Source organism: Bacillus sp. FSL K6-3200, from assembly GCF_038630485.1.
GTDB lineage: Bacteria > Bacillota > Bacilli > Bacillales > Bacillaceae > Bacillus > Bacillus safensis.
This window is the reverse complement of record NZ_CP152032.1, coordinates 1,251,647-1,274,890: the sequence shown is the minus strand read 5'-3', so window position 1 is coordinate 1,274,890 and position 23,244 is coordinate 1,251,647. Positions and strand designations below refer to the sequence as shown.

The following is a 23,244-nucleotide window of genomic DNA, read 5'->3' as shown; positions in this document are numbered from 1 at the left end:
AGACCTCCTTATTGATTGTGATCCTCGAATTCAACAGCCATATCATCATGAAATCCAAATAAGTATGTGAAGAAAAATCCAGCAACATATGCGATAAATAGTCCAATTAAGTAAAGAAGCATTTGATGTGTGTGAACAATAAAGGTTAATGGAAGACCGGATACCCCGATGGCTTTCGTCGCAATTTGGAAGTAGGCTTGAAATGCGCCGCCGATTCCTGCACCAAGACAAGCGGTGAGAAATGGTCGTCCCAGCGGGAGTGTGACACCAAAAATGAGTGGTTCGCCAATGCCCAGCATCCCTGAAGGAAGCCCACCAGCAATGGCTCTTTTGAGCTTTTTCTTTTTTGTTTTCATATAAATGGCGAATGCAGCGCCCACCTGTCCTGCACCGCCCATAGCGAGAATTGGCAGAAGCGGGTCATCTCCAATTGAATTGATAAGTTCCATATGAATCGGTGTCAGCCCTTGGTGAAGTCCTGTTACAACAAGTGGGAGGAAGGTCGCACCAAGAACAAACCCTGCGAAAATACCGCCCATATTTAATAGGTAAGTCAGTCCTGAGGTGATGGCATCAGATATAAATCCTCCGACTGGCATGAAGACAACGTACGTGAAAATGCCTGTAATGAGTAGTGTGATGGTTGGTGTGACGATGATATCAAGTGATTGCGGGACGAAGCGTCTAATTCGGGTTTCCACAAGTGCCATAAAGATGGCGGCTAGAAGAACACCGATGAGTCCGCCTCTGCCTGGTAGAATATTTGTGCCAAATAACATAATGTCTGCGGAGGCTGGGTTAATAATGAGGATACCAGCTAATGCGCCTAATGCAGGAGAGCCTCCAAATTCCTTTGCGGCATTTGTTCCGACTAATATCCCGAGATAAGCGAAAAGGCCAGACCCTATAACCGTTAAAATAATCGCGGCTTGAGATTTTTCGTCAAGCCAGCCTGCTTGCACGATCGCTTTTGTTATCCCCGTAATAAGACCTGAGGCAACTAGTGCCGGAATGATTGGAATAAAAATGCTGGCAATCCGCCGTAAGAAGAGCTTGAACGGTGTGCGGTTCTTTTGTGAAATGGCTTGCTTGTTTTTTTGTGCTTCGTTGTTTAAATCATAAGAGCCAGAGGCATTTAGCAGCTGTTCAAACGCACTTGATACTTGGTTGACAACACCAGTTCCTAAAATGATTTGAAGCGTTTCTGCTTCGACGACGCCAATGACGCCATCGAGTTCTTTGATTGCTGTGATGTGAACTTTTTCATTGTCAATCGGTGTAATTCGGAGCCGTGTCATACAATGTGTATGCGAAGAGATATTTTCAGAACCACCACAGAGTGAAAGAATGTCTTTCGCCAACTGCTGATATTTCTTTTGATGACTCATGTTGAATCCCCCTTTGATTTTCGTTTCATGGAGCGGATGGCATGCCTTGTCTTGTCAATATATTGCGCTGTCTCTTCATATTGCCGGGAAGCTAAACTGAGGAACAAGACATCAATTAAGTAGAGCTGTGCCATTCTAGAGGAAGTGGCAGCACTGCGAAAAGGTGCTTCATTGGAACCGGACGTCGATAGGTGAACATCACATAAAGCAGAAACGCTTGTATGACCTGGATGCGTTAAAGCAATGGTTTTCACTTGATTGTCTTTTGCGAGCTGAAGGGCTTGAATGATGTCTAACGTTTCTCCTGAAAAGGATATACCAAACACAATGTCATTCTCTCCCGCATTTGCGATGACTGTGGATGCGATGTGCATGTCAGTGAAGGCTGTTGCTGCATAGTTAATTCTGAGAAATTTCTGCTGGGCATCAGCTGCGACGATGCCAGATGCACCAACACCGATAAAATGAATTTGATTTGCATGCATCAGTAATTGAACTGCCTTTTCTAAAGCTTCTGCATTTAAAATAGAAGCGGTGTCCTTAATCGATTGAATCGAGTTTCCTGCTGTTTTTTGAATAATGGATTGAAGCGGTTCATCTTGTTCGATATCTCTGTAGCCTTGTTTATCGTCATGCATCAAGTCTCCAGCGATCCGCATTTTTAAATCGTGATAGCCATCCAGCCCGAGGGATTTACAAAGGCGGATGACTGCAGAGCTGCTTGCGCCAGCTGCCTGACTAATTTCGTGTACTGTGCTTTTAATGACTTTGTCAGGATGGGCAAGGATGTAGTCTGCAATGATTTTTTCAGATTGGGGAAGCTTTGATTTGATTGTGTGTAGTAGGGTAAGTCCACCTGCTGACATGAGCTCTGCCTCCTTTAGGATTGATAACGTGAGATCGCTTTGTCGATATGGCCATTCGTTTTGTTGAGTAAATCTTTGGCGGTTTCCTTATCTGTGTTTGTTTGGAGCATGACGATGGCGGTTTTGACTTCTAAGTCTGCTGCTTCAAGAGTCTTTACGGCTTGTTCGTAGGAAGCGTTTGTCACATGTTGAATGATGGTGATGGCGCGTTCTTTTAATTTATGATTGCTGACTTTTACATCAACCATCAGGTTTTCATATACTTTTCCTTGTCTGATCATGACTGAGGTGGAAAGCATATTTAAAATCATTTTATGAGCGGATGCCGCTTTCATTCTTGTTGACCCAGTGATGGCTTCTGGTCCCACAATGACCTCAATGGCGCAATCTGCAAGCTCGCTAATTTCTGCTTGTTCATTGCAGCTGAGGGCTACTGTTTTTGCACCAATTGACTTTGCGTAGTTTAAAGCACCGATGATATAAGGTGTTCTGCCGCTTGCGGCAATACCGACGACTGTATCTTTTGATGTCAGGTGAATTTGTACTAAATCCTGTTTGCCAGCTTCTTCACTGTCTTCCACATCTTCAGCAGCTTGAGAAAAAGCAGAATCTCCTCCTGCCATAATTCCTACAATCACATCAGGTGAGACGCTATAGGTTGGGGGACATTCGACAGCATCCATTACGCCAATTCTGCCGCTTGTTCCGGCACCTAAATAAACGAGTCTGCCTCCATTTGAGATGGATTCATAGGCAAAGTCACTTGCTGTTTTGACATGTGGAAGTACAAGGTTGACTGCTTGAGCGACCTTCATATCTTCTTCATTGATCATCTGGAGTATTTCAAGCGGATCTGCTTGTGAAATTCCCATTGTGTTGGGGTTTCTTGATTCTGTTGTCAAAGAACGCAGTTGAGATGGCTGCATGTGACATACCTCCTTATTTCTTCATTTTCAGTATATTGAGTATGATATGAAATTTCAATATTATATTTGAATATTGAAATTATATTTCAGTCGAAATGTTGAACGAATAGGGAGTAAATAGTTAGAAAATAAAAAAAATAAAAATCCCCTTTACAAAAGGGGGACAACCTGTATATAATAACTTTTGTCAGCTTCACGGAAACAACAAACTTGACAAACTGGCCCGTTGGTCAAGCGGTTAAGACACCGCCCTTTCACGGCGGTAACACGGGTTCGAATCCCGTACGGGTCACCATAATGTGGAGGATTAGCTCAGCTGGGAGAGCATCTGCCTTACAAGCAGAGGGTCGGCGGTTCGAGCCCGTCATCCTCCACCATATGCCGGTGTAGCTCAACTGGTAGAGCAACTGACTTGTAATCAGTAGGTTGGGGGTTCAAGTCCTCTTGCCGGCACTGTTTTTTCTTTATCAATTCCATATGTGGAGGGGTAGCGAAGTGGCTAAACGCGGCGGACTGTAAATCCGCTCCCTCCGGGTTCGGCGGTTCGAATCCGCCCCCCTCCACCATTTTTGGGCTATAGCCAAGCGGTAAGGCAACGGACTTTGACTCCGTCATGCGTTGGTTCGAATCCAGCTAGCCCAGTTAAGACACCTTTTTGAAAAAGGTGTCTTTTTTTATGTTGGCAGAGTGAATGTATAACTATTCAAAATGTTGTTGAGTTGAGTCAGAAGGCATCAAGAAAGTAAAATATAATCATGAACGGAAAGGGGATGTACATATGGGAGAGGAAAAGAAGGTCACGATTGTCGGAGTTCCAATGGACTTGGGGCAAACGAGAAGGGGCGTCGATATGGGGCCGAGTGCGATTCGTTGTGCAGGTGTAAAAGAAAAATTGGAAACGCTCTCATTTGATGTAGAGGATCTAGGTGATATTCGAGTTGAACAAAGAGATGATGAGAAAGGTTTATATACAAGTGAAAAGCTAAAAAATTTGACGGAGAATGCTGGTGCGAATCGGCTGCTTGCTGAGAAGGTTGACAGTATTGTGCAGTCAGGTTCGTTTCCGCTCATTTTAGGCGGTGATCATAGCATTGCGATTGGCACTCTTGCTGGGGTATCCAAGCATTATGAAAACTTAGGTGTCATTTGGTATGATGCACACGGGGATTTGAATACGGAGGAAACGTCTCCATCTGGGAATATCCACGGCATGCCGCTTGCTGTCAGTCTCGGTCTTGGGCATGCTGATTTAACAAACATTGGCGGTTATTCTCCTAAATTGAAGCCTGAAAATGTCGTTTTAATTGGTGCTCGATCCTTAGATGAAGGAGAACGGGCATTGATTCGAGAGAAAGGCATTAAAGTATATACGATGCATGAAATTGATCGTTTAGGGATGACAAGGGTGATGGAGGAAGCCATTGCGTATCTAAAGGAAAGAACAGATGGTGTCCATCTGTCGCTTGATTTAGACGGACTAGATCCAGCGGAGTGCCCTGGAGTAGGCACACCGGTAGCGGGCGGCATTAGTTACCGGGAAAGTCATCTCGCAATGGAGCTTTTAGAGGAGGCGGGTATTTTAACGTCTGCTGAATTTGTTGAAGTAAATCCGGTATTAGATGAGAAAAATAAAACAGCAGAAGCGGCTGTGGCACTAATTGGATCGTTAATGGGTGAAAAGCTATTGTAGAGCGGGACTTGTTCCCGTTCTTTTTTGTTTTGGGAAAATTTAAGGATATGTTAAGGTTTTTACCGGTTGATAAGCGTAACACACTGTCAAAAATTTGTTACACTATTTTTTAGAGGAGAATGAAACCTTTTGGAAAGAGGTTCGTATACATAAAGACCGGTGAAGGCAGAGGTTGAATATACTATGGACACAATGATTAAAAAGAGAATTAAGCAAGTGAAAAAAGGCGACCAGAACGCATTTACGGACATCGTAGACCTGTATAAAGACAAAATTTATCAGCTGTGCTACCGTATGCTTGGGAATGCACATGAAGCGGAGGATATTGCGCAGGAGGCGTTTATTCGTGCCTATGTGAATATCGAAAGCTTTGATGTGAATCGTAAGTTTTCCACGTGGCTGTACCGCATTGCAACCAACCTGACCATCGACCGTATTCGCAAAAAAAAGCCGGATTATTATTTAGATGCAGAGGTGGCAGGAACAGAAGGATTAAATATGTATTCTCAAATTGCTGCTGATGGCATTTTGCCAGAGGATGAGGTGGTGTCTCTTGAATTATCGAGTACCATTCAGCAAAAAATTCTAAGATTACCCGACAAATATCGTTCGGTCATCGTATTAAAGTATATTGATGAACTCTCGTTAAAAGAAATTAGTGAGATTCTGAATATACCAGTTGGTACGGTGAAAACGAGAATACACAGGGGTAGAGAGGCTCTCCGGAAACAGTTGAGAGACCTTTGAGTGAGGTGATTTTGATGAGCTGTCAGGATAGAATCGTCCAGCTTATGCATCAGTATTTAGACGGGGACATTGAGCCCCAAGACGAAAAAGAATTAAAAAGCCATCTGCAATCGTGTGAGGAGTGCCGTACTCATTTTCAACAAATTGAGAAATCCATCGCGCTAGTGCAGAGTACATCTCATATAGAAGCACCATCTGATTTCACTGCAAAGGTGATGGCAGGTCTTCCGAAGGAGAAAAAGCGTGTGTCGGTTCAAAGATGGATCAAAGCTCACCCGCTGATGGTAGCCGCTGCCCTCTTTCTCATTTTGATGGGAGGCAGTCTGTTTACAAGCTGGAATACCGATCATAATTTCAGTGTGTCGAAGCAGCCGAATCTCGTCGTTGAAAATGATACAGTGACCGTACCTAAAGGGGAAACCGTAAAAGGTGATATCACTGTCAAAAATGGTAAGCTGATTGTAGAAGGCAAGGTTGATGGCAATGTCACCGTCGTCAATGGGGAACAGCTGACTGCTTCTGCCGGACAAGTCACTGGTCAAATTAATGAAATTAATGAAGTGTTTGATTGGATCTGGTACAAAATGAAATCAACAGCACAAAACGTGATGCGGGTCATTGGTCCAGAGGAGCAAAAGTAACTCAATCGGTTTAAGAGCAGTCTCTAAAGGGGGCTGCTCTTTTTCTATACATTGGTGAGATTCAAGCATACTAGCAAGTCAGCCAGATATGGCAACTATTTTCCTTGCTGAAACAAAATGTGGTATAATAGCCACGCTATGTATTGATACATAGGCTCTTTTTTTATTAAAAAATGCATCAAACGAAGAATAACTGAAAATTCTGGAGGACGAGGAAATGGCTTTAGGGGATATTCCTTTTTTGCAGTACCTCGGTAATGCTGTTGATATTCTCGTTGTTTGGTATGTGATATATAAATTAATGATGGTCATCCGCGGAACAAAAGCGGTTCAGCTTTTAAAGGGAATTGTGGTCATTGTTCTCGTCAGGATGGGAAGTGCGTATCTCGGTCTTAACACACTTCAATGGCTGATGGATCAAGCGATTACGTGGGGATTCCTTGCGATCATTATTATTTTTCAGCCAGAGCTAAGGAGAGCGCTTGAGCAGCTTGGGCGCGGCCGTTTCTTCTCAAGAAGCGGGACACCTGTAGAGGAACAGCAGCAGAAAACGATCGAGGCAATTACAAAAGCAATTAACTATATGGCAAAACGGAGAATTGGCGCGCTGCTGACAATTGAGCGCGATACCGGAATGAATGATTACATAGAGACAGGAATTCCTTTGAATGCAAAGGTGAGTTCAGAGCTGCTCATTAACATTTTCATTCCGAATACACCGCTTCATGACGGTGCTGTCATTATGAAGCGGGATGAGATTGCAGCTGCAGCTTGTTATTTACCGCTGTCAGAAAGCCCTTTTATCTCTAAGGAGCTTGGGACGCGTCATAGAGCGGCAGTTGGGATAAGTGAAGTGACAGACAGCTTAACTGTCATCGTTTCTGAGGAAACTGGCGGCATTTCTGTCGCAAGAAATGGTGATCTCCACCGAGAATTGACAGAAGAAGCGCTTGAAGAAATGCTGATTGCTGAATTTAGTAAGAACAGCAAAGATGCTTCCTCGACCAAATGGTATTGGAGGGGCAAGAAAAATGGATAAGATTTTGAATAATCGCTGGGCCGTTAAGCTTCTTGCATTGGTCTTCGCTTTATTGCTGTATGGTGCAGTCAATTCAGCGCAAGCGCCCACGCCGAAAAAAATCGGTGAATCCTTTTTCCCAACATCGACGACAGATGAAGCAACTTTAACCGACATTCCTGTTAAAGCGTATTATGATGACGAGAAGTACGTTGTCACTGGTGTGCCGCAGACAGTCAATGTCACGATTAAAGGATCAACAAGTGCTGTGAAAACAGCAAGACAAACAAAGAATTTTGAAATTTACGCAGACATGCAGAACTTATCGACAGGTACACATAAAGTGGAGCTGAAGGCAAGAGATGTATCGAAAGGACTCACACTATCGATTAATCCATCCGTGACGACTGTGACGATACAAGAAAAAACGACAGCTGAATTTCCTGTTGAAACTGAATTTTATAATCAAAATAAAATTAAAGACGGCTATTCACCTGAACAGCCCATTGTGAATCCGAAAAAGGTCTCGGTCACTGGATCAAAGGACGTCATCGACAAAATTTCTGTCATTAAAGCTTTTGTGAACTTAGAGGATGTCGATCAGCAAATCGAAAAAGAAGCGAAGCTCACTGTGTATGATAGCAGTGGGAATGAGCTGCCAGTCGAAGTAAGTCCGTCTGTGGTGGATATTACGGTCCCAATCTCAAGCCCGAGCAAAAAGGTCCCTTTTAAAATTGAGCGGACGGGCAGCTTGCCAGAAGGGATCAGCATCTCAAGCATTGAGACAAGCCCTAGTGAGGTCACAGTGTACGGCTCTCAAAAGGTGCTGGATGCACTTGATTTTATTGATGGTGTCAAGCTGGACCTAAGCAAGATCAAAGATGATACGGAGATTGATGCCGATATTCCCCTGCCAGATGGTGTGAAAAAGGTATCACCCGAAACCGTTAAGATCAAAGTGAAGGTTGCAACAGCTGAAGAAAAAAAGATCGATAATGTACCAATTTCTGTCGTGGGTTTGAGCAAGGATCTCACATCTGATTTTGTGAGCCCCTCCTCTGGACGGCTCACGTTAACAGCAAAGGGATCAAAGAGTGCGATTGATAAACTAAAGGCTTCAGATGTTGAAGCCTATATCAATGCAGGGGACCTGAACGAAGGAACCCATGAGGTCAAAGTTCAAGTGAATGGTCCTCAAAATGTGACATGGACATTATCGAGATCAAAGGTCAAAGTGAAACTCACTTCTACTGATACAGAGGATCAGCCGGCTTCGACGAATGATCGGAAGGATCAAAAAGATCAGCAAAATTCATCAACTGATGACGATGATCAGGGTGAGAAGAGTAAAGAAGAATCCACGCAAGATAAAGCAAAGAAAGAATCGAGTCAAAGACAGCGGGTCAAAGAAGATAAAAAAGAGGACGAAGCGTCCTCTTGAATGGTAAAAAAGGAGCGATTGAAACATGGGCAAGTACTTTGGAACTGATGGTGTAAGGGGTGTAGCGAATAGCGAATTAACGCCAGAGCTCGCATTTAAAGTTGGGAGATTTGGCGGCTATGTGCTCACGAAGGATAAAGAACGTCCAAAGGTACTCGTTGGTCGAGACACACGTGTATCTGGTCATATGTTAGAAGGAGCACTCGTTGCAGGCTTACTTTCAATTGGAGCTGAAGTGATGCGTCTAGGTGTGATCTCAACACCTGGTGTGTCTTATTTAACGAAGGCAATGGATGCAGAAGCGGGTGTCATGATATCTGCTTCACACAATCCAGTTCAAGACAACGGCATTAAATTCTTCGGCGGTGACGGCTTTAAGCTGTCAGATGAACAGGAAAATGAAATTGAGCAGCTGATGGATCAGCCAGTCGATCAATTACCTCGCCCGGTTGGAGCCGATCTTGGAACGGTGAACGACTACTTCGAAGGCGGTCAGAAATATTTGCAATTCTTGAAGCAGACAGCGGACGAGGATTTCACAGGTATTCACGTGGCGCTTGACTGTGCACACGGTGCAACCTCTTCTCTAGCGACACATTTATTTGCAGATTTAGATGCTGATGTGTCCACAATGGGAACATCACCAAACGGATTGAATATCAATGATGGTGTAGGCTCCACTCATCCAGAGGCACTTTCTGCTTTTGTGAAGGAGAAGGGTGCAGATATTGGTCTTGCGTTTGATGGTGACGGTGACCGTTTAATTGCAGTCGATGAAAAAGGTGATATCGTAGACGGCGATCAAATTATGTACATATGTGCACGTTATTTGAAGGATGAAGGCCGATTAAAGGATGACACCGTCGTGTCAACGGTCATGAGTAACCTTGGTTTCTATAAAGCGCTTGAGAAGCAAGGTATTAAGAGCATTCAAACTGCTGTTGGTGACCGCTATGTGGTCGAAGCGATGAAAAATGATGGCTATAATGTCGGCGGCGAGCAGTCAGGCCATTTGATTTTCCTTGATTATAATACGACAGGTGATGGCATGCTTTCTGCGATCATGCTTGTGAATACGCTCAAAGCGACAGGGAAAACATTATCAGAGCTTGCAGCGGAAATGGAAAAGTTCCCGCAGCTTTTAGTGAATGTGAAAGTGTCTGATAAATATAAAGTAGAAGAAAATGAAAAAGTAAAAGCAGTGATCCAAGAGGTTGAAAAAGAGATGAATGGTGACGGCCGTATCCTTGTTCGTCCATCGGGAACAGAGCCGCTTGTACGTGTCATGGCAGAGGCGAAAACAAAAGAGCTGTGTAATGAATATGTGGCTCGAATTACAGCTGTTGTGAAAGAAGAAATGGGTATTGAGTAATAGATGAAAGCAAACCGCTGGCAGCGGTTTGCTTTTTTTTGAATAAACGACATAATTGGATGGATCTATACGAATGATATAAGCGAGGGCAACTTGAAGCTGCCTTCATACATAGGAGAGCACATCAAAGGTAGAACGTGACAAGCCTCATCGCATATAGTGTATGGAGGTCTCACTTTCTCAAATGAAGGGGATCACCCGCTAAATTGTGATTGACGGAGGTCAGACCTTATAGTACAATCATCCTTGTGTTACTGGATTTTTATTCTATCAGGAAAGGCAGGGTAGATGTTCAGAAACTCTCTTATAATTATAGCGCCCGAACTAAGCGATCGGACGAAAGATGCTTAGTTGACGAGGATGGAGGTTATCGAATTTTCGGCGGATGCCTCCCGGCTGATCAAAAAAAGAGATCACAGCCGTAAGTGTTTCTTTAAAGCAAAGAGGTGACTCTTTGTACAAAGGGAATACACATGATCTCCCAAATTAAACATGTAGAGAGGGACGAAGAAATGTCCCTTCTATTTTAGTAGGCTTTCTTTGTCCCTTTCACATGATCGGGAGGAAGAATATTTATGTGTGGAATCGTAGGTTATATTGGTCAGAATGATGCGAAGGAAATCTTATTAAAAGGTTTAGAGAAGCTTGAGTACCGCGGGTATGATTCAGCAGGTATCGCTGTGGCAAACGAAGAAGGCGTACATGTGTTCAAAGAAAAAGGACGTATCGCTGAGCTTCGTGAAGTCGTGGATGCAAACGTGGCATCTTCAGCAGGAATTGGACATACACGCTGGGCAACTCACGGTGTACCAAGCCATCTAAATGCGCATCCGCATCAAAGTGCTTCTGGCCGTTTTACGCTTGTTCATAACGGTGTCATCGAGAACTATGTACAACTGACACGCGAATATTTACAAGACGTCACACTAAAAAGCGACACAGATACAGAGGTTGTTGTTCAAGTCATCGAACAATTTGTCAGCAGAGGTCTTGATACAGAGGAAGCTTTCCGTCAAACGCTTCTTCAACTAAAAGGCTCTTACGCGATTGCCCTTTTCGATAACGAAAACAAAGAAACAATCTATGTGGCGAAAAACAAAAGCCCATTATTGGTTGGTTTCGGCGAAGATTTCAACGTTGTGGCTTCTGACGCAATGGCGATGCTTCAAGTAACAAACGAATATGCGGAATTAATGGATAAAGAAATGGTCATTGTCACAAAAGACGAGGTTATTATTAAAAACCTTGACGGTGATATCATGACACGTCCTTCTTATATCGCTGAGCTTGATGCAAGCGACATTGAGAAAGGCACATATCCTCACTACATGTTAAAAGAAACGGATGAACAGCCGCTTGTTATGCGCAAAATCATCCAAGAATATCAAGACGAAAACGGCAAGCTGTCAGTCGCTGGCGATATCGCAAGCGCAGTAGCAGAAGCAGACCGCATCTACATCGTGGCTTGCGGAACGAGCTACCATGCTGGACTTGTCGGTAAACAATACATTGAAGACTGGGCAAAAGTACCTGTAGAAGTCCATGTAGCAAGTGAATTCTCTTACAACATGCCGCTTCTATCGAAAAAACCGTTGTTCATCTTCCTTTCTCAATCTGGGGAGACTGCGGACAGCCGTGCTGTACTTGTTCAAGTCAAAGAACTTGGTCATAAAGCATTAACGATCACAAACGTACCAGGATCTACGCTTTCTCGTGAAGCGGACTTCACATTGCTTCTTCATGCAGGACCAGAAATCGCAGTGGCTTCAACAAAAGCCTACACAGCACAAATCGCTGTACTTGCAATCCTTGCATCAGTTGCAGCTGAATTAAATGGTCAATCTCTTGACTTTGATCTTGTGAAAGAGCTTGGTATTGTAGCAAACGCAATGGAAGCCCTTGTGGATCAAAAGGATGAAATGGAACAAATCGCTCGTGACTTCTTCACAGTGACACGTAACGCATTCTTTATCGGAAGAGGACTTGACTACTATGTGTGCCTTGAAGGTTCACTGAAGCTAAAAGAGATCTCTTATATCCAAGCAGAAGGCTTTGCTGGCGGAGAACTCAAACACGGCACAATTGCTTTGATTGAAGAAGGCACACCAGTCATTGCCCTTGCAACACAAGAGCACGTGAACCTCAGCATTCGCGGTAACGTCAAAGAAGTTGTTGCACGCGGAGCAAACCCATGTGTCATCTCACTAAAAGGCCTAGAAGACGAAGGCGACCGTTTCGTCCTTCCAGCTGTACACCCAGCACTTGCACCACTTGCATCTGTTGTACCATTACAGCTAATCGCTTACTACGCAGCCCTTCACCGTGGGTGTGATGTGGATAAACCACGTAACCTTGCGAAGAGTGTGACGGTGGAGTAGGGATTAAATAAAATTGGATTTTTGATACCCCTTTAGATTTCATTTTCTAAAGGGGTGTTTTTGTGTCAAAAGAACTAGAAAATGATAAATTTGATCGTACGATGTTCTTTGATTCAGGGTACAATATTAGAAGGCTACAGTTTTCAGAACGTTTTTAAGTTGTATTAATAGCCTGGTTATCATGAGTAAGTACATTGCTAAACAAACCTTGCGCAAGCAATACAAGCTAATAGCTAATATATAAAAAAGGAAGAGAGAATAACTCATGACTAAACATAAAGTTTACACAATGAGCTTTGCAAAAATTTATCCTCTCTACATCGCAAAGGCAGAGAGAAAAGGACGAACAAAGGCTGAAGTCGATACGATTATTTGTTGGTTAACAGGGTACAGTCCAGAAGAGCTGCAGAAACAGGTAGATAAACAGATAGACATGGAAACTTTTTTTGCTGAGGCTCCTGAGCTTCATCCTTCCCGCAGTTTAATCAAAGGCGTCATTTGTGGTGTTCGGGTAGAGGACATTGAGGAAGAAACCATGAAAAACATTCGGTATATGGATAAGCTGATTGATGAGTTAGCGAAAGGAAAGAAGATGGAAAAGATTTTGCGAGGTTCATCATGAGAATAACAAGCAAGCCCAGTGAACTAACCTTCACTGGGCTTTTTTCTATCTTATAGATCAATCGATCGATAAAAATAAAATCCGTTTGAACGAATCCTCTCTTCATGTCGTCAAAAGAAGTAATACCAAAACAAATTGGCGTTTGAAAAGGAGTGGCGTGGATGGATGTGAAAATGATTTTACCTCTTATTTTGCTGCAAGCGATTTTGATGGTGATTGGTTTGTTTGATTTGTTGAAAAGAGATCCATCGAGAATTAGAGGAGAGGTGAAGTGGGTTTGGGCGTTGGTGATTGTGTTTGTGGCCAGTGTCGGTCCTATTGTGTATTTCATTTTTGGTCGTAAACATTCTTAGTAGGGGGGATTCGCTTGAATATGTTGGAGTGTTATGGGCTGACGAAATCGTATGGCCCGAATGAAGTTTTAAAAGATGTTTCGTTTTCTGTTGGGGAGGTTGGATGTGTTGGCTTTTTAGGAGCCAATGGAGCGGGGAAGACAACGACGATCCGGATTCTCACAGGGCTTGCTCGTCCTACTTCTGGGGTCGTGAAGGTGGCTGGTTTGGATGTCACAAAGGAGATGGATCAAATCAGTCATGTGATAGGGTATTGTCCGCAGCATCCTGCATTTTATCAGGATATGACGGGGCAGGAGTGGATGCATTGGGTTGGCGGGTTATTTCATTTAGAGAAAAAAATCATTCGCTCCAAAACAGAGGAGCTGTTGAAGCTTTGCCGCATATATGAGGCGAAGGATCGTGCCATTGGCAGCTATAGCGGAGGAATGAAGCAACGGCTTGCCATTGCGCAAGCGCTTATCAACAGCCCGAAGGTTCTCATCTTGGATGAACCTGTGTCTGCACTTGATCCAATGGGGAGAAAAGATGTTCTGACATTGATCGAGCGTCTGAAACAAGAAATGTTGATCTTTATGTCTACCCATATTTTAGATGACATTGAACGTGTGGCAGATCATATTATCATGATCAACAGTGGCAAAATTGAGATGTCTTCTTCCATGAAACAGATCAAAGAAGACTATATTCAGCCAGTGATTGAATTTCAATTAGAACAACAGAATACGAAACTAGTGGCTTTGTTAAAAGAGCGGGATTGGGTGGAGGAATGCTTTGAGACAGGAGATGCTTATCAGGTGCGAGTAAACGATCAACAAATAGCATTGAAGGAGCTGCCTCGTCTCATCACTGAATCTGGCGGTGTTCTCCTCCTTTATCGACTATCTAAGCTGACGCTTGAAGATATTTTCATGAAGGTTGTGAATGCATGATGATGTTGAAAAAGGAATTTAGGGAGTTATTTACTAGCTATAAAATCTTATTTGTTCCTATTATTTTTACGATTTTAATGATTACGCAGCCTATTACGCTCAAAATGCTTCCGGATCTTCTATCGAAATCAGCTAATTTACCTGAAGGGTCTACATTTTATATACCAGAGCCAAGTGCAGGAGAGGCTTTGGCGAGTGCATTGAGTAAATTTGATTCGCTAGGTGTGTTTATCCTGATTATGATCGTGATGGGGACGATCGCTGGAGAGCGTGCCTCTGGAGTGACCGCGATGATTATGGTGAAACCGATCAGTCGAACGAGTTACTATGTCTCGAAAATATGCGCCTATGCCTGTTTGACTTTGTTTAGTTTGGTGGTGGCGGTGCTTGCCTCTGTTTATTATGTGGACATTCAATTTGGTCATGTGGATTGGGTCAATGTGTTAAAAGGAACACTTCTTTATTATCCAAATTTATTGCTGATTGTAGTATCGACCATTTGTGCTTCGGCGTTCTTTCAACGTTCTGTCACAGCTGGCGGTGTGTCGCTTTTGATCAACCTTATTCTGTTTACCGTTCCTTCATTTTATGAAGAGACAATAGGGAAGTTTGCGCCTAAAGGCGTGACAAGTGCAGCCGAAGAGATGATTCATAAAGGGACTTATTCGGATCAGGCACTTACAAGTTTTCTAGGTGTATCGGTATTGATTGGTTTCTTTTTTCTTATCGGATGGTTTCTTTTTAGAAGACAAGAATTATAGCAGTATCTTCAGGTCTACTTTGAGCATAAAAATCTGAATACGGTTGAAAATTTGATATGATGATAAAAATTAACTGCATTTTCAGAAAAGGGGTTTTTATTTATGAGAACATCACGTAATCCTGAGACCATTCATCCGCCAGTTGCGCCATATACACATCAGATAGAAACAACCGGACCACAGCGGTGGTTAACTCTATCAGGTCAGGTGGGGATGGAGGCGGACGGGACAATTCCAGAGAGCCCGATGGAGCAGCTTGAACTAGCGTTAGAGAATGTGAAACGAAACGTAGAAGCAGCAGATATGGCCGTGGAAGATATAACGAAATTAGTATTTTATCTCGTAGGAGAGTTCGATGCTGAGAGCAGAAAACGAATCATGGGGCAGTTTTTAGGCGATCATCTGCCTTGTATGACGATGATTTATGTCGTGGCATTGGCTTCTCCTGCTTTTAAGGTAGAGGTGGATGCTTGGGCGTGTCAGGAGATCGTTTTAGTTGATGGAGCGGTTTAATAGATAAAAGATTGGGATACTGCAACCCAATCTTTTTTTATTTTGTACATAATATAATTTCTTTTTCCGTTGTTTATAGAATAGATTATCTCATTTCTATTACCTTGTTATCCTCTATATGGTAATATTAGGGTAATGAATTAGTGGGTCTAATGACATTTGTTTTTGATTTTATAACACACCATAGATAAGCATACATCACTCTAATCAAAAGGAGAGATTTGATGCCGTTCATGGAGGTTCAGAATGTAAGTAAACGATATAGCAATGGTGATGGGATAGAGGGTCTGTCATTTTCCATCGAAGCAGGTGAGGTTGTGGCACTGCTTGGGCCTAATGGTGCCGGGAAGACGACAACGATTCGGTGTGTAACAGGTCTATATAAACCAGATGGAGGGGAAATTCTCATAGAGGGTTTCCCGCCTGGTCATGCCCATGTCCAAAAACAAGTAGCTCTTATTCCAGATCAGCCATATTTGTATCCAGACTTAACGGCTGCTGAACATGTTCAATTCCGGGCACGTGGATATCATAAAGGCTTAAAACAGATCAAGGAAAAGGTATATGAAGCGTTGAAAGAAGTACATATGGAAGAGAAGATGAATGAACTGTGCGGAAGGCTTTCAAGAGGCCAAAAGCAGCGTGTCGTCTTAGCAGGAGCCATTGTTCAAGATGCCTCCCTTTTTATATTAGATGAACCGACTGTCGGGTTAGATATTCCATCAAAACAGTGGCTGTCGGATTGGCTGAGACAAAAAAGCAGTCAAGGTGGGTCGGTCTTTGTGTCGACTCATAGTCTGGAGTTTGTCCTTGATACGGCTAGCAGGGTTGTATTGATTCGAGACGGTGCCATCATGAAGAGTATGGGTGTTCCTCAATTAAAGGAAGAACAGGTTGAGTGGAGGGCAGAAGTTATTCAACTTTTGGGGGAGTGGTCAAGTGAATAACACACTCTCCCTTTTATGGATGAAATCTCAAAGGCGCTTGATCAATAAAAATCAAGAAAAGAAAATGCCTTTTCTGATCTTACTTCTTTTCATAGCGGCAATTGGTTTTCAGCTAAGCGCAGTTTTAAGTATGGGTGATTGGGATACAAGCGCAGCAGGATGGATCATTGTCTGTTTGTTTGTTCTTTATACGGGTTTTGGTTTGTTTACGAATCGGCTGCCTAGTCAGATGAACGATATCATTTGGTTATATGGAAATGGCGCTTCTTTATGGACGGTTGTTATCAGTGTGTGGATGTATCACATTTTCTGGCGAGGGGCTCTTCTCGTTATCTCTGCTTTGGCTGCGGACCTTCTTCTGTTTTTTATGACGCAGCAGTACCCGTTTCTGCTTGGCAAATCACTTATCCTGACAGGGCTGTTATGTTTGGTTGAAACTTGGATGATTGCGGTGTCTTGTGCTAGAAGCATTAGAGTATACAAGCGACTGCTCTTACTCGGCTTTGTATTGATGTTTTTCAGCTATGCACTGCTTGTTTTGAATCAATTAATGATGAAACAGCCCTCGTTGATGAACTTTGCTGATTCTTTGATGTTTCAATCTGGACGTATGATCGAAGAGTTCTCCATTCTTTCTGTCTTCATTTTTATTGGAGTGATGTTTCTATCCTTCATGATGATGTACAAGGCTAGTCATCGTTTAGAAATGAAGGAGTCTTTAGTCAAGGAGGCAGTATTTTGGGAGAAATTTGAGGGGAAACATATTCAATCAAGTCCAATCGTTCAAAAAAAGAGCAGGACATGGTGGGGACTTCCGGCATTAACGGGCAGCTGGGCTTTTCTTTGGATTGAATTATTGCTGATAAAAAAATATATGATTTTCCATGTACTATCTACTATGCTGTTAATTGGTACTTACTATGTTGTCTTTACTTATTTTTTAGATTGGCTGAATCTATTCTTGATCGTCATCGCGGCATCCGTTCTTTTTAGTTCATATTATGCAGGGATTGTAAGACACGCGCAAACAGGAGCGCTTTACCTTTTTCCAGGCGTTTTATATCAAAAAATCATTCTGTTAGAGGTGTTTCAAACCTTTTGGCTGTATGCTTTCTACTTGATTTCTCTTTATTTGGTTGAGATTCAGGATGTTTTGTATTGGACCTTATTTGGTGGAGGAGTTTATATATGGATTTTGGCCATACGACTCTTTGCCTTTATGCAGCCTCTGAGACGAGAAATGAGTTTTGCTTTGGCCGCCTATTATCGATCCTTGCTATTTGCGTCTGTGATCAGTGCTATGGTCATTATTAGTATTCATCTCATCACTGATGGCTTGTTGACTACAATTATATCTCTAGCGGCTGGGGCTGGATTTTATGTGCTTTGTTATCGATACCGTGCGGTTCATTAAAAAGAGGAGTTGATTGTAAATGAAACCAGAAAATAAGTTATCTCAATCAGTTCAACAATTGGCCAATACAAATGAAGTAACGATCGTTCAAGCAATAGGAGATTTAAGAAAATATGGAAAAGATGCAGTGCCCGTCCTTGTTGAGGCTTTAAAAGAAAAAGGCTCTCTGCGGAACATTGCAGCAGCTGTACTTGGTGAATTTGGAGCAGATGCGGGGGACGCAGCAGAACCGCTAGCTCGGCTATTAGAAAGTGACGAAGAAGATACAAGAATGGCCGCTGCCATGTCACTCATGAGGATTGGGCAGCCTAGCTTGCCATTCCTTCTGGCACTGGCTAAACATTATGAGGGACCTACTTGTTTCTGGGCATCATGGTGTATCTCTTGGATTGATCCATCAAAAATTGAAAAAAACATGTACGAGTGCTTAAAACAAGAACAAGAAAATCCAACAGGCAGCGTTACTCCTTTTGCTGCAGAGGAAGCTTTAGGGAAGATTATTGCTTTTCAGCTAAAGGAAAAGGGGGATGAATAGTGGAAACGCAGAAACTCAACTGGCCTGAGAATCTTCCTTGGATTTACCCTTCAGATCAAAGGAGTTTTTAGGGGCAGTTAATAGGTCGGAAAATGGGAGATACCGACTGGTTAGAAAAACATTCAATTGGTTAGTAAGTATCAAGGAGGAGAGAGTGTTGTTTCAATCAAACAAAGAATTAAAAAGAAACGTCATTTTTTTCGCAGGTGTTGGAGTGGTTTTGCTGATTTTAATAATGCTGAAATGGTTGCCGATTTCTGCAGACTGGGAAATGTCGTTGATTTTATTCGGTTTGGGAATTTTGTTTTATTTGAAGCGTGTGCTGCGAGAAGAAGAAAGTCATAAGTCATAAGTATTCAGTATGATACCTAGAATATAGATTCTAGGTTTTTTTATTAAATTTACCTTAAAACGAACTTTTTCACATGGGGATGGAAACCATTTTTTTAAAAGTGTGGTAGGATAAATATGCTTTATCTTTATATTGTCCGAAGGAGCTGTCGAGTTGAAGGGATCTAGGGTTGAGTTTATTGATAGTTTGCGTGGTTTTAGTTTATTAGGTATTTTGATTGTGAATATGCTTAATTTTCAATATGATTATGATTTTGAGAAAATGTTTGATTCGAGTTTTTGGGGACAGGAATTTGGTGTATATGTGACGGAAATTTTGTTCCAAGGGTCTTTTTATCCTATTTTTTCCTTTTTGTTTGGGTATTCTTTTATCAAGCTGATTGAATCGACGAAGGCTAAGGGACTGAATACGAATGCCATTGTCGTTCGCCGAGGTTTTGGTCTTATTGTGCTTGGGATGCTGCATTACATCTTTATTTGGAACGGTGACATTCTTCTTTATTATGGAGCTTGTACGTTTTTCTTGATGATGTTTTTGAGCAGCCGGATTAAAACAATGCTGATTTGGTCGGGTGTGTTAGGGGCGTTGTCTTTAGTTGTTGTGCCATATATGATGAAACTCGTTTATGGGAGCGATGAACTTTTAACTGATGTGTATGCGAAGGGAGCGTATGGGGATATTTTGCTCAGCCGGGTTACGGTTGAAGACGATATGCTGATTGTGACCATCATTCTGGCGATCGTGACCATTACGCTTATGCCGATACTAGGGTTTCTTTTCGGTACGATGATGGTGGGGCCGTTCGCATTGCTAGGTATGGTGATTGGTAAACGTGGACATCTGACAGAAGAAGATCGAGGTATGGCCTATCGAAAAGGCTGGGTCTGGATGATTGTCGTTGGGCTTGCACTAAAATGTGCAACGTTTATTGATGCGCCTTGGAGTGAATTTGTTATGATTTTCGGTGGATATGTGTTGGCGATCGGGTATATTCAAGCTTTTATTGTATTCTACTATTCGAAAGCAGCCCAAGGCCTTAAACGTCTGCTTGCAGGGCTTGGTCGTTTGTCCCTATCAAACTATTTGGCGCAGTCGATCATTTGTACAACAATTTTCTATTCTTATGGACTTGGTCTATTTGGAGAGATGGGGTCAATGTTTGGACTGCTACTAGCTCTCGGACTGTATACTGCACAGCTGTTCATCAGCTATCTCTATTTGAAAAAATGGAGAAGAGGTCCGGTGGAGTGGATGATGGGAAAATGGGTGTATTGGAGATAAATTTTTCGGGGAAGACCGCATAGCTGAAGAGCTGTGTGGTTTTTTTAGTTGAGTTGCAATCAAAAAATGGTTGATTATTCTTTTAGTGTGTATATAATGTATATATAGTGTATATACAATATTCCGTTCCAAACACCAGTACAGAAAAAAGAGGTTTTTATATGCAAATTACGATTTCAAACCACTCTAAGGAGCCCATTTATGAGCAAATTACGAATCAAATCAAATCGATGATTTTAACGGGGGAGCTGGCGGAAGGTGCGGCACTGCCGTCTATTCGAAAGTTGGCGAAGGATTTACAAATCAGCGTTATCACAACAAAGCGAGCATATGAAGAGTTAGAGAAGGCAGGTTTTATTTATTCGATTGTTGGTAAGGGATCATTTGTTGCTGAGCAAAACCTAGAGGTCATGAGAGAGAAGAAATTGAAGGTGATCGAGGAACAGCTCGGAGCCGTTGTCACAAACGGGAAAGAATTAGGTTTATCTTTTGATGAATTGCAGCAGTTATTAAAGTTTTTATATGAGGAGTGAGATGAGTGGAGCATGTGATTGAATTCAAAGGAGTATCGAAACGATTCAAAGATTTTTCCGTTCAGGATCTGGATTTACAGGTTAAGAAAGGCTTTGTCACAGGGTTTATTGGAGAGAATGGAGCGGGTAAGTCGACTACCATTAAAATGATCATGAATTTGTTAAAACCCGATTCAGGTGACATAAAGGTTTTTGGGTTGGATTATCAAACTCATGAAAAAGAGATTAAGGAAAGAATCGGATTTGTTTACGATGCCAATGTTTTCTTTCCAGGGTTGAATTTAAAGGACATCAAACGGATTGTGGCTCCTGCCTATAAACGCTGGGATGACCAGCTTTTTGATCAATATATTGAACAGTTTGGTCTGCCGCTGAATAAAGCGATCAAAACATTTTCAAAAGGGATGCAGATGAAGGCGTCACTTGCGATTGCGCTGTCGCATCATGCAGAGCTGATTATCATGGATGAACCAACTGCTGGTTTGGATCCGGTTTTTAGAAGAGAGCTGCTCAGCACGTTACAAGAATTGATGATTGATGGAGATCGGACGATCTTTTTTTCGACGCATGTGACGACTGATTTAGACCGGATCGCAGATTATATTGCGTTTATACAAAATGGAAGATTGGTCTTTCAACAGTCGATTCATGAAGTGGCAGAAAGTTATGCGCTTGTGAAAGGAAGCCTGGAGTTATTGGATCGAGACACAGAAAAGGCGTTTGTCCATATTCAGCGTACGGCAGCCGGATTTGAAGCGTTAACAGATCGGATTGATGAGGTGAAACTTATTTTTGGGGATGCTGTTGTGATTGAACCGGCGTCGCTTGAGGATATCATGTTTTATTTGAAAGGCGGGGTTGCGCATGTTTCATTTAATTAAGCGTGATGTTATTTTGCAAAAGAAGCAGTTACTTATTTTTATTCCGTTTATCTTATTTTTTATTTTCATGGATGTTCATCCAGTATTGACGTTTCTAGTCGCTAGTGTTTTCATTCCATTTAACACATATGCGTATGATGAAAAGGCAGAAACGAATATTCTATTAAACTCCTTGCCCTATACACGTAAAGAAATTATCGCATCACGTTATCTTGGCGCCATTTTCTATATGAGTATTGCGATCGTGCTGACAAGTGGTGCATTATTTGTGTTTGGGAAGCTGTTTTCGCTGTCAGATATTGCGATTGGCAGCGGGTTGTTTTTATTGTTCGCGGCGTGTACGTTTCCATTGTTTTATATCTTAAAGCCTGGTTATATCACAACGGCAGTGATCATTGGCTTTATCGTATTATCTGCTATGGGACCGCCTGTTGTTCTCTATTTAGCAGAGCAATTCAGTGGGATCACTGATTTTATCATGAACTTATCGATTCCTGTTTTATATACGGGGTCAGCTGTGCTGATTATGCTCTTCTACTTGCTGTCTTGGGGACTTTCTACTGCGATTTACCAGAGGAAAGTGTTTTAGGAAAAATAGCAGAAGCTGCTTTATGTTGATCATGATCGCAATATAAAACAAAACGCTCGTAGTGTTTTGTTTTATAGACCAAGAAGATGTTAGTGAGAATCCACCTGTGACTGGTTCTATGGAATGGAATCAAATTAATATGCAATTGTCTTAGATTTCCCTTCTCACAGTGAATCCCTTTATTTTAGAGTGCTGTTCGGCGGCAAGGGAACGGTATGGGTAGACGGGATTCGAATTGAGGAAATGGACGAAAAGACATCTACAATGATCAATATGGTGGAGGATTGATATTGTCGGATGTTCCTATGAATTTACAGTTTTAACTTGAGAAGACCGTGTGAAACGGTATCAGCTCGTAGAGAATCTTGTTTCTTTACGAGTTTTTTTAATATGAACCACCTAATAGAACTAATCGAAATTAACTATTTGGTGTTAAAGCATTTGTAGATATTATACAAGGTAACTGTGAGTTGAACATCAAAGTTTTTTGAAACCTAAGTTTTGTAATTATGTGCAGGTAGTCTTTTTGACGAAATGATTTAAAGGGCTTTTGATTTATTTTTTGCGTTTTATCTTATTGCTAACATAGTCTTTATCCTTATTTTACTTTCATCAATAGGTTGAATATAATGGTTTTATTTTACTATTTATTATATATTTTGTATGTAATGTTGAAATTATACAATTTAAGTGACAAAATATAAATAAGGGGGAGAAAATAATCAAAGAAAAGGGGAATACTTATGGGTTTATCGACACGTCAAAAACTATTCGGATTTGGTTTTATATCAATAATCGCAACAATCGTAGTAACGTCTGTTGCTTTCATCAGTGTTAGTCAAAACTTTTTAGTAGCGAAGCTTGGTATTGAAATAAGTACAGCTGAAACAATTGCAGATCTTATTATGGCAGGTGGAACAGTCGCAACTATTATTGGTATTGTTGGAGCAACTACAGGCGTAGGGCTTGCTTTAGCTGGAGCTATTGGGGCTTTAAAGGCAATAGCAAAAGCGCAGGGGAGAAAAGCAGTAATTAACTACTAATCTTTGTCTTCTCCCCCTATT

At 42.0% G+C, this 23,244-nt stretch carries 24 protein-coding genes and 5 tRNA genes; 26 read left to right on the top strand and 3 right to left on the bottom strand.

The features are described from left to right. Window positions 1–8 precede the first annotated feature (8 nt). The 3 genes from MHI60_RS06360 to murQ are packed head-to-tail and all read right to left on the bottom strand — an operon-like array spanning window position 9 to window position 3,180. Complete coding sequence (locus MHI60_RS06360) at window positions 9–1,388, bottom strand: PTS transporter subunit EIIC (RefSeq protein WP_144486072.1); 1,380 nt, start codon at window positions 1,386–1,388, stop codon at window positions 9–11. Next, window positions 1,385–2,254, bottom strand: a complete 870-nt coding sequence (locus tag MHI60_RS06355) for a MurR/RpiR family transcriptional regulator (RefSeq protein ID WP_144486070.1) — start codon at window positions 2,252–2,254, stop codon at window positions 1,385–1,387. The genes MHI60_RS06360 and MHI60_RS06355 overlap by 4 nt, the downstream gene beginning before the upstream one ends. A 14-nt stretch (window positions 2,255–2,268) precedes the next feature. Next, window positions 2,269–3,180: an N-acetylmuramic acid 6-phosphate etherase gene (gene murQ / locus MHI60_RS06350; RefSeq protein ID WP_144472668.1), complete on the bottom strand. Its 912-nt coding sequence runs from the start codon at window positions 3,178–3,180 to the stop codon at window positions 2,269–2,271. A gap of 220 nt (window positions 3,181–3,400) precedes the next feature. Here murQ and MHI60_RS06345 point away from each other — a divergent pair. The 26 genes from MHI60_RS06345 to MHI60_RS06220 all read left to right on the top strand — a co-directional run bounded on the left by MHI60_RS06345 (window position 3,401) and on the right by MHI60_RS06220 (window position 23,223). Further along, window positions 3,401–3,475: transfer RNA gene (locus MHI60_RS06345), tRNA-Glu, on the top strand. 6 nt (window positions 3,476–3,481) lie between these two features. After that, window positions 3,482–3,557 (top strand) — tRNA-Val (locus MHI60_RS06340). A gap of 3 nt (window positions 3,558–3,560) precedes the next feature. Then, window positions 3,561–3,633: transfer RNA gene (locus MHI60_RS06335), tRNA-Thr, on the top strand. Between the two features lie 28 nt (window positions 3,634–3,661). Then, window positions 3,662–3,746: transfer RNA gene (locus tag MHI60_RS06330), tRNA-Tyr, on the top strand. Between the two features lie 4 nt (window positions 3,747–3,750). Further along, window positions 3,751–3,822 (top strand) — tRNA-Gln (locus MHI60_RS06325). Between the two features lie 136 nt (window positions 3,823–3,958). Next, window positions 3,959–4,870 carry an arginase gene (rocF, locus tag MHI60_RS06320; RefSeq protein ID WP_095407572.1) on the top strand — a complete coding sequence of 304 codons (912 nt, stop codon included), beginning with the start codon at window positions 3,959–3,961 and terminating at the stop codon, window positions 4,868–4,870. Window positions 4,871–5,053: 183 nt separating this feature from the next. After that, window positions 5,054–5,617, top strand: a complete 564-nt coding sequence (sigW, locus tag MHI60_RS06315; RefSeq protein ID WP_034324045.1) for an RNA polymerase sigma factor SigW — start codon at window positions 5,054–5,056, stop codon at window positions 5,615–5,617. Window positions 5,618–5,631: 14 nt separating this feature from the next. After that, the gene (gene rsiW, locus MHI60_RS06310) at window positions 5,632–6,258 is read left to right on the top strand and encodes an anti-sigma-W factor RsiW (RefSeq protein WP_081123889.1); all 627 of its coding nucleotides are present in this window, start codon (window positions 5,632–5,634) and stop codon (window positions 6,256–6,258) included. Window positions 6,259–6,475: 217 nt separating this feature from the next. Further along, window positions 6,476–7,297, top strand: coding sequence for a diadenylate cyclase CdaA (cdaA, locus tag MHI60_RS06305; RefSeq protein WP_008344027.1), 822 nt, complete (start codon window positions 6,476–6,478; stop codon window positions 7,295–7,297). Continuing rightward, window positions 7,290–8,717, top strand: a complete 1,428-nt coding sequence (locus MHI60_RS06300) for a YbbR-like domain-containing protein (protein WP_144486068.1) — start codon at window positions 7,290–7,292, stop codon at window positions 8,715–8,717. The genes cdaA and MHI60_RS06300 overlap by 8 nt, the downstream gene beginning before the upstream one ends. Before the next feature lie 25 nt (window positions 8,718–8,742). Next, a complete protein-coding gene (gene glmM / locus MHI60_RS06295; RefSeq protein WP_075612272.1) occupies window positions 8,743–10,089 on the top strand; it encodes a phosphoglucosamine mutase in 1,347 nt (448 codons plus the stop codon). A 575-nt stretch (window positions 10,090–10,664) separates the two neighbouring features. Next, window positions 10,665–12,467, top strand: a complete 1,803-nt coding sequence (glmS, locus tag MHI60_RS06290; protein WP_003216893.1) for a glutamine--fructose-6-phosphate transaminase (isomerizing) — start codon at window positions 10,665–10,667, stop codon at window positions 12,465–12,467. A gap of 265 nt (window positions 12,468–12,732) precedes the next feature. After that, window positions 12,733–13,089, top strand: coding sequence for a DUF2200 domain-containing protein (locus MHI60_RS06285; RefSeq protein ID WP_144486066.1), 357 nt, complete (start codon window positions 12,733–12,735; stop codon window positions 13,087–13,089). Between the two features lie 161 nt (window positions 13,090–13,250). Then, complete coding sequence (locus tag MHI60_RS06280) at window positions 13,251–13,442, top strand: PLD nuclease N-terminal domain-containing protein (protein ID WP_144486064.1); 192 nt, start codon at window positions 13,251–13,253, stop codon at window positions 13,440–13,442. 14 nt (window positions 13,443–13,456) lie between these two features. Next, entirely contained in the window at window positions 13,457–14,374 is a 918-nt protein-coding gene (locus MHI60_RS06275; RefSeq protein ID WP_144486062.1) for an ABC transporter ATP-binding protein, read from the top strand. Continuing rightward, window positions 14,371–15,135 (top strand): ABC transporter permease subunit, encoded by a 765-nt coding sequence (locus MHI60_RS06270; protein WP_144486060.1) that lies wholly within the window; start codon window positions 14,371–14,373, stop codon window positions 15,133–15,135. Before MHI60_RS06275 ends, MHI60_RS06270 begins: the two co-directional genes overlap by 4 nt. Window positions 15,136–15,237: 102 nt before the next feature. Then, complete coding sequence (locus tag MHI60_RS06265) at window positions 15,238–15,648, top strand: RidA family protein (protein WP_144486058.1); 411 nt, start codon at window positions 15,238–15,240, stop codon at window positions 15,646–15,648. A 224-nt stretch (window positions 15,649–15,872) separates the two neighbouring features. Continuing rightward, window positions 15,873–16,595, top strand: a complete 723-nt coding sequence (locus MHI60_RS06260) for an ABC transporter ATP-binding protein (protein ID WP_144486056.1) — start codon at window positions 15,873–15,875, stop codon at window positions 16,593–16,595. Then, the gene (gene skfF / locus MHI60_RS06255) at window positions 16,588–18,009 is read left to right on the top strand and encodes a sporulation killing factor system integral membrane protein (RefSeq protein WP_144486054.1); all 1,422 of its coding nucleotides are present in this window, start codon (window positions 16,588–16,590) and stop codon (window positions 18,007–18,009) included. The genes MHI60_RS06260 and skfF overlap by 8 nt, the downstream gene beginning before the upstream one ends. 19 nt (window positions 18,010–18,028) lie before the next feature. Then, a complete protein-coding gene (locus MHI60_RS06250; protein ID WP_144486052.1) occupies window positions 18,029–18,544 on the top strand; it encodes a HEAT repeat domain-containing protein in 516 nt (171 codons plus the stop codon). Window positions 18,545–18,701: 157 nt separating this feature from the next. After that, window positions 18,702–18,896, top strand: coding sequence for a hypothetical protein (locus MHI60_RS06245; RefSeq protein WP_144486050.1), 195 nt, complete (start codon window positions 18,702–18,704; stop codon window positions 18,894–18,896). A 153-nt stretch (window positions 18,897–19,049) separates the two neighbouring features. Further along, a complete protein-coding gene (locus tag MHI60_RS06240; RefSeq protein ID WP_144486048.1) occupies window positions 19,050–20,177 on the top strand; it encodes a DUF418 domain-containing protein in 1,128 nt (375 codons plus the stop codon). 161 nt (window positions 20,178–20,338) lie between these two features. Then, window positions 20,339–20,710 (top strand): GntR family transcriptional regulator, encoded by a 372-nt coding sequence (locus MHI60_RS06235; protein ID WP_003217079.1) that lies wholly within the window; start codon window positions 20,339–20,341, stop codon window positions 20,708–20,710. A gap of 5 nt (window positions 20,711–20,715) precedes the next feature. Beyond that, complete coding sequence (locus MHI60_RS06230) at window positions 20,716–21,591, top strand: ABC transporter ATP-binding protein (protein WP_144486046.1); 876 nt, start codon at window positions 20,716–20,718, stop codon at window positions 21,589–21,591. Continuing rightward, window positions 21,575–22,180: an ABC-2 transporter permease gene (locus tag MHI60_RS06225; protein WP_144486044.1), complete on the top strand. Its 606-nt coding sequence runs from the start codon at window positions 21,575–21,577 to the stop codon at window positions 22,178–22,180. Before MHI60_RS06230 ends, MHI60_RS06225 begins: the two co-directional genes overlap by 17 nt. 743 nt (window positions 22,181–22,923) lie before the next feature. Beyond that, window positions 22,924–23,223, top strand: coding sequence for a circular bacteriocin, circularin A/uberolysin family (locus tag MHI60_RS06220; protein WP_144486042.1), 300 nt, complete (start codon window positions 22,924–22,926; stop codon window positions 23,221–23,223). The last annotated feature ends 21 nt before the right edge of the window (window positions 23,224–23,244 follow it).

Bases quoted from the DNA above. Each gene is read 5' to 3' on its own strand.
- MHI60_RS06360 (WP_144486072.1), bottom strand. From the start codon at position 1,388: ATGAGTCATCAAAAGAAATATCAGCAGTTGGCGAAAGACATTCTTTCA.
- MHI60_RS06355 (WP_144486070.1), bottom strand. From the start codon at position 2,254: ATGTCAGCAGGTGGACTTACCCTACTACACACAATCAAATCAAAGCTT.
- murQ (WP_144472668.1), bottom strand. From the start codon at position 3,180: ATGCAGCCATCTCAACTGCGTTCTTTGACAACAGAATCAAGAAACCCC.
- rocF (WP_095407572.1), top strand. From the start codon at position 3,959: ATGGGAGAGGAAAAGAAGGTCACGATTGTCGGAGTTCCAATGGACTTG.
- sigW (WP_034324045.1), top strand. From the start codon at position 5,054: ATGGACACAATGATTAAAAAGAGAATTAAGCAAGTGAAAAAAGGCGAC.
- rsiW (WP_081123889.1), top strand. From the start codon at position 5,632: ATGAGCTGTCAGGATAGAATCGTCCAGCTTATGCATCAGTATTTAGAC.
- cdaA (WP_008344027.1), top strand. From the start codon at position 6,476: ATGGCTTTAGGGGATATTCCTTTTTTGCAGTACCTCGGTAATGCTGTT.
- MHI60_RS06300 (WP_144486068.1), top strand. From the start codon at position 7,290: ATGGATAAGATTTTGAATAATCGCTGGGCCGTTAAGCTTCTTGCATTG.
- glmM (WP_075612272.1), top strand. From the start codon at position 8,743: ATGGGCAAGTACTTTGGAACTGATGGTGTAAGGGGTGTAGCGAATAGC.
- glmS (WP_003216893.1), top strand. From the start codon at position 10,665: ATGTGTGGAATCGTAGGTTATATTGGTCAGAATGATGCGAAGGAAATC.
- MHI60_RS06285 (WP_144486066.1), top strand. From the start codon at position 12,733: ATGACTAAACATAAAGTTTACACAATGAGCTTTGCAAAAATTTATCCT.
- MHI60_RS06280 (WP_144486064.1), top strand. From the start codon at position 13,251: ATGGATGTGAAAATGATTTTACCTCTTATTTTGCTGCAAGCGATTTTG.
- MHI60_RS06270 (WP_144486060.1), top strand. From the start codon at position 14,371: ATGATGATGTTGAAAAAGGAATTTAGGGAGTTATTTACTAGCTATAAA.
- MHI60_RS06265 (WP_144486058.1), top strand. From the start codon at position 15,238: ATGAGAACATCACGTAATCCTGAGACCATTCATCCGCCAGTTGCGCCA.
- MHI60_RS06260 (WP_144486056.1), top strand. From the start codon at position 15,873: ATGCCGTTCATGGAGGTTCAGAATGTAAGTAAACGATATAGCAATGGT.
- MHI60_RS06250 (WP_144486052.1), top strand. From the start codon at position 18,029: ATGAAACCAGAAAATAAGTTATCTCAATCAGTTCAACAATTGGCCAAT.
- MHI60_RS06235 (WP_003217079.1), top strand. From the start codon at position 20,339: ATGCAAATTACGATTTCAAACCACTCTAAGGAGCCCATTTATGAGCAA.
- MHI60_RS06225 (WP_144486044.1), top strand. From the start codon at position 21,575: ATGTTTCATTTAATTAAGCGTGATGTTATTTTGCAAAAGAAGCAGTTA.
- MHI60_RS06220 (WP_144486042.1), top strand. From the start codon at position 22,924: ATGGGTTTATCGACACGTCAAAAACTATTCGGATTTGGTTTTATATCA.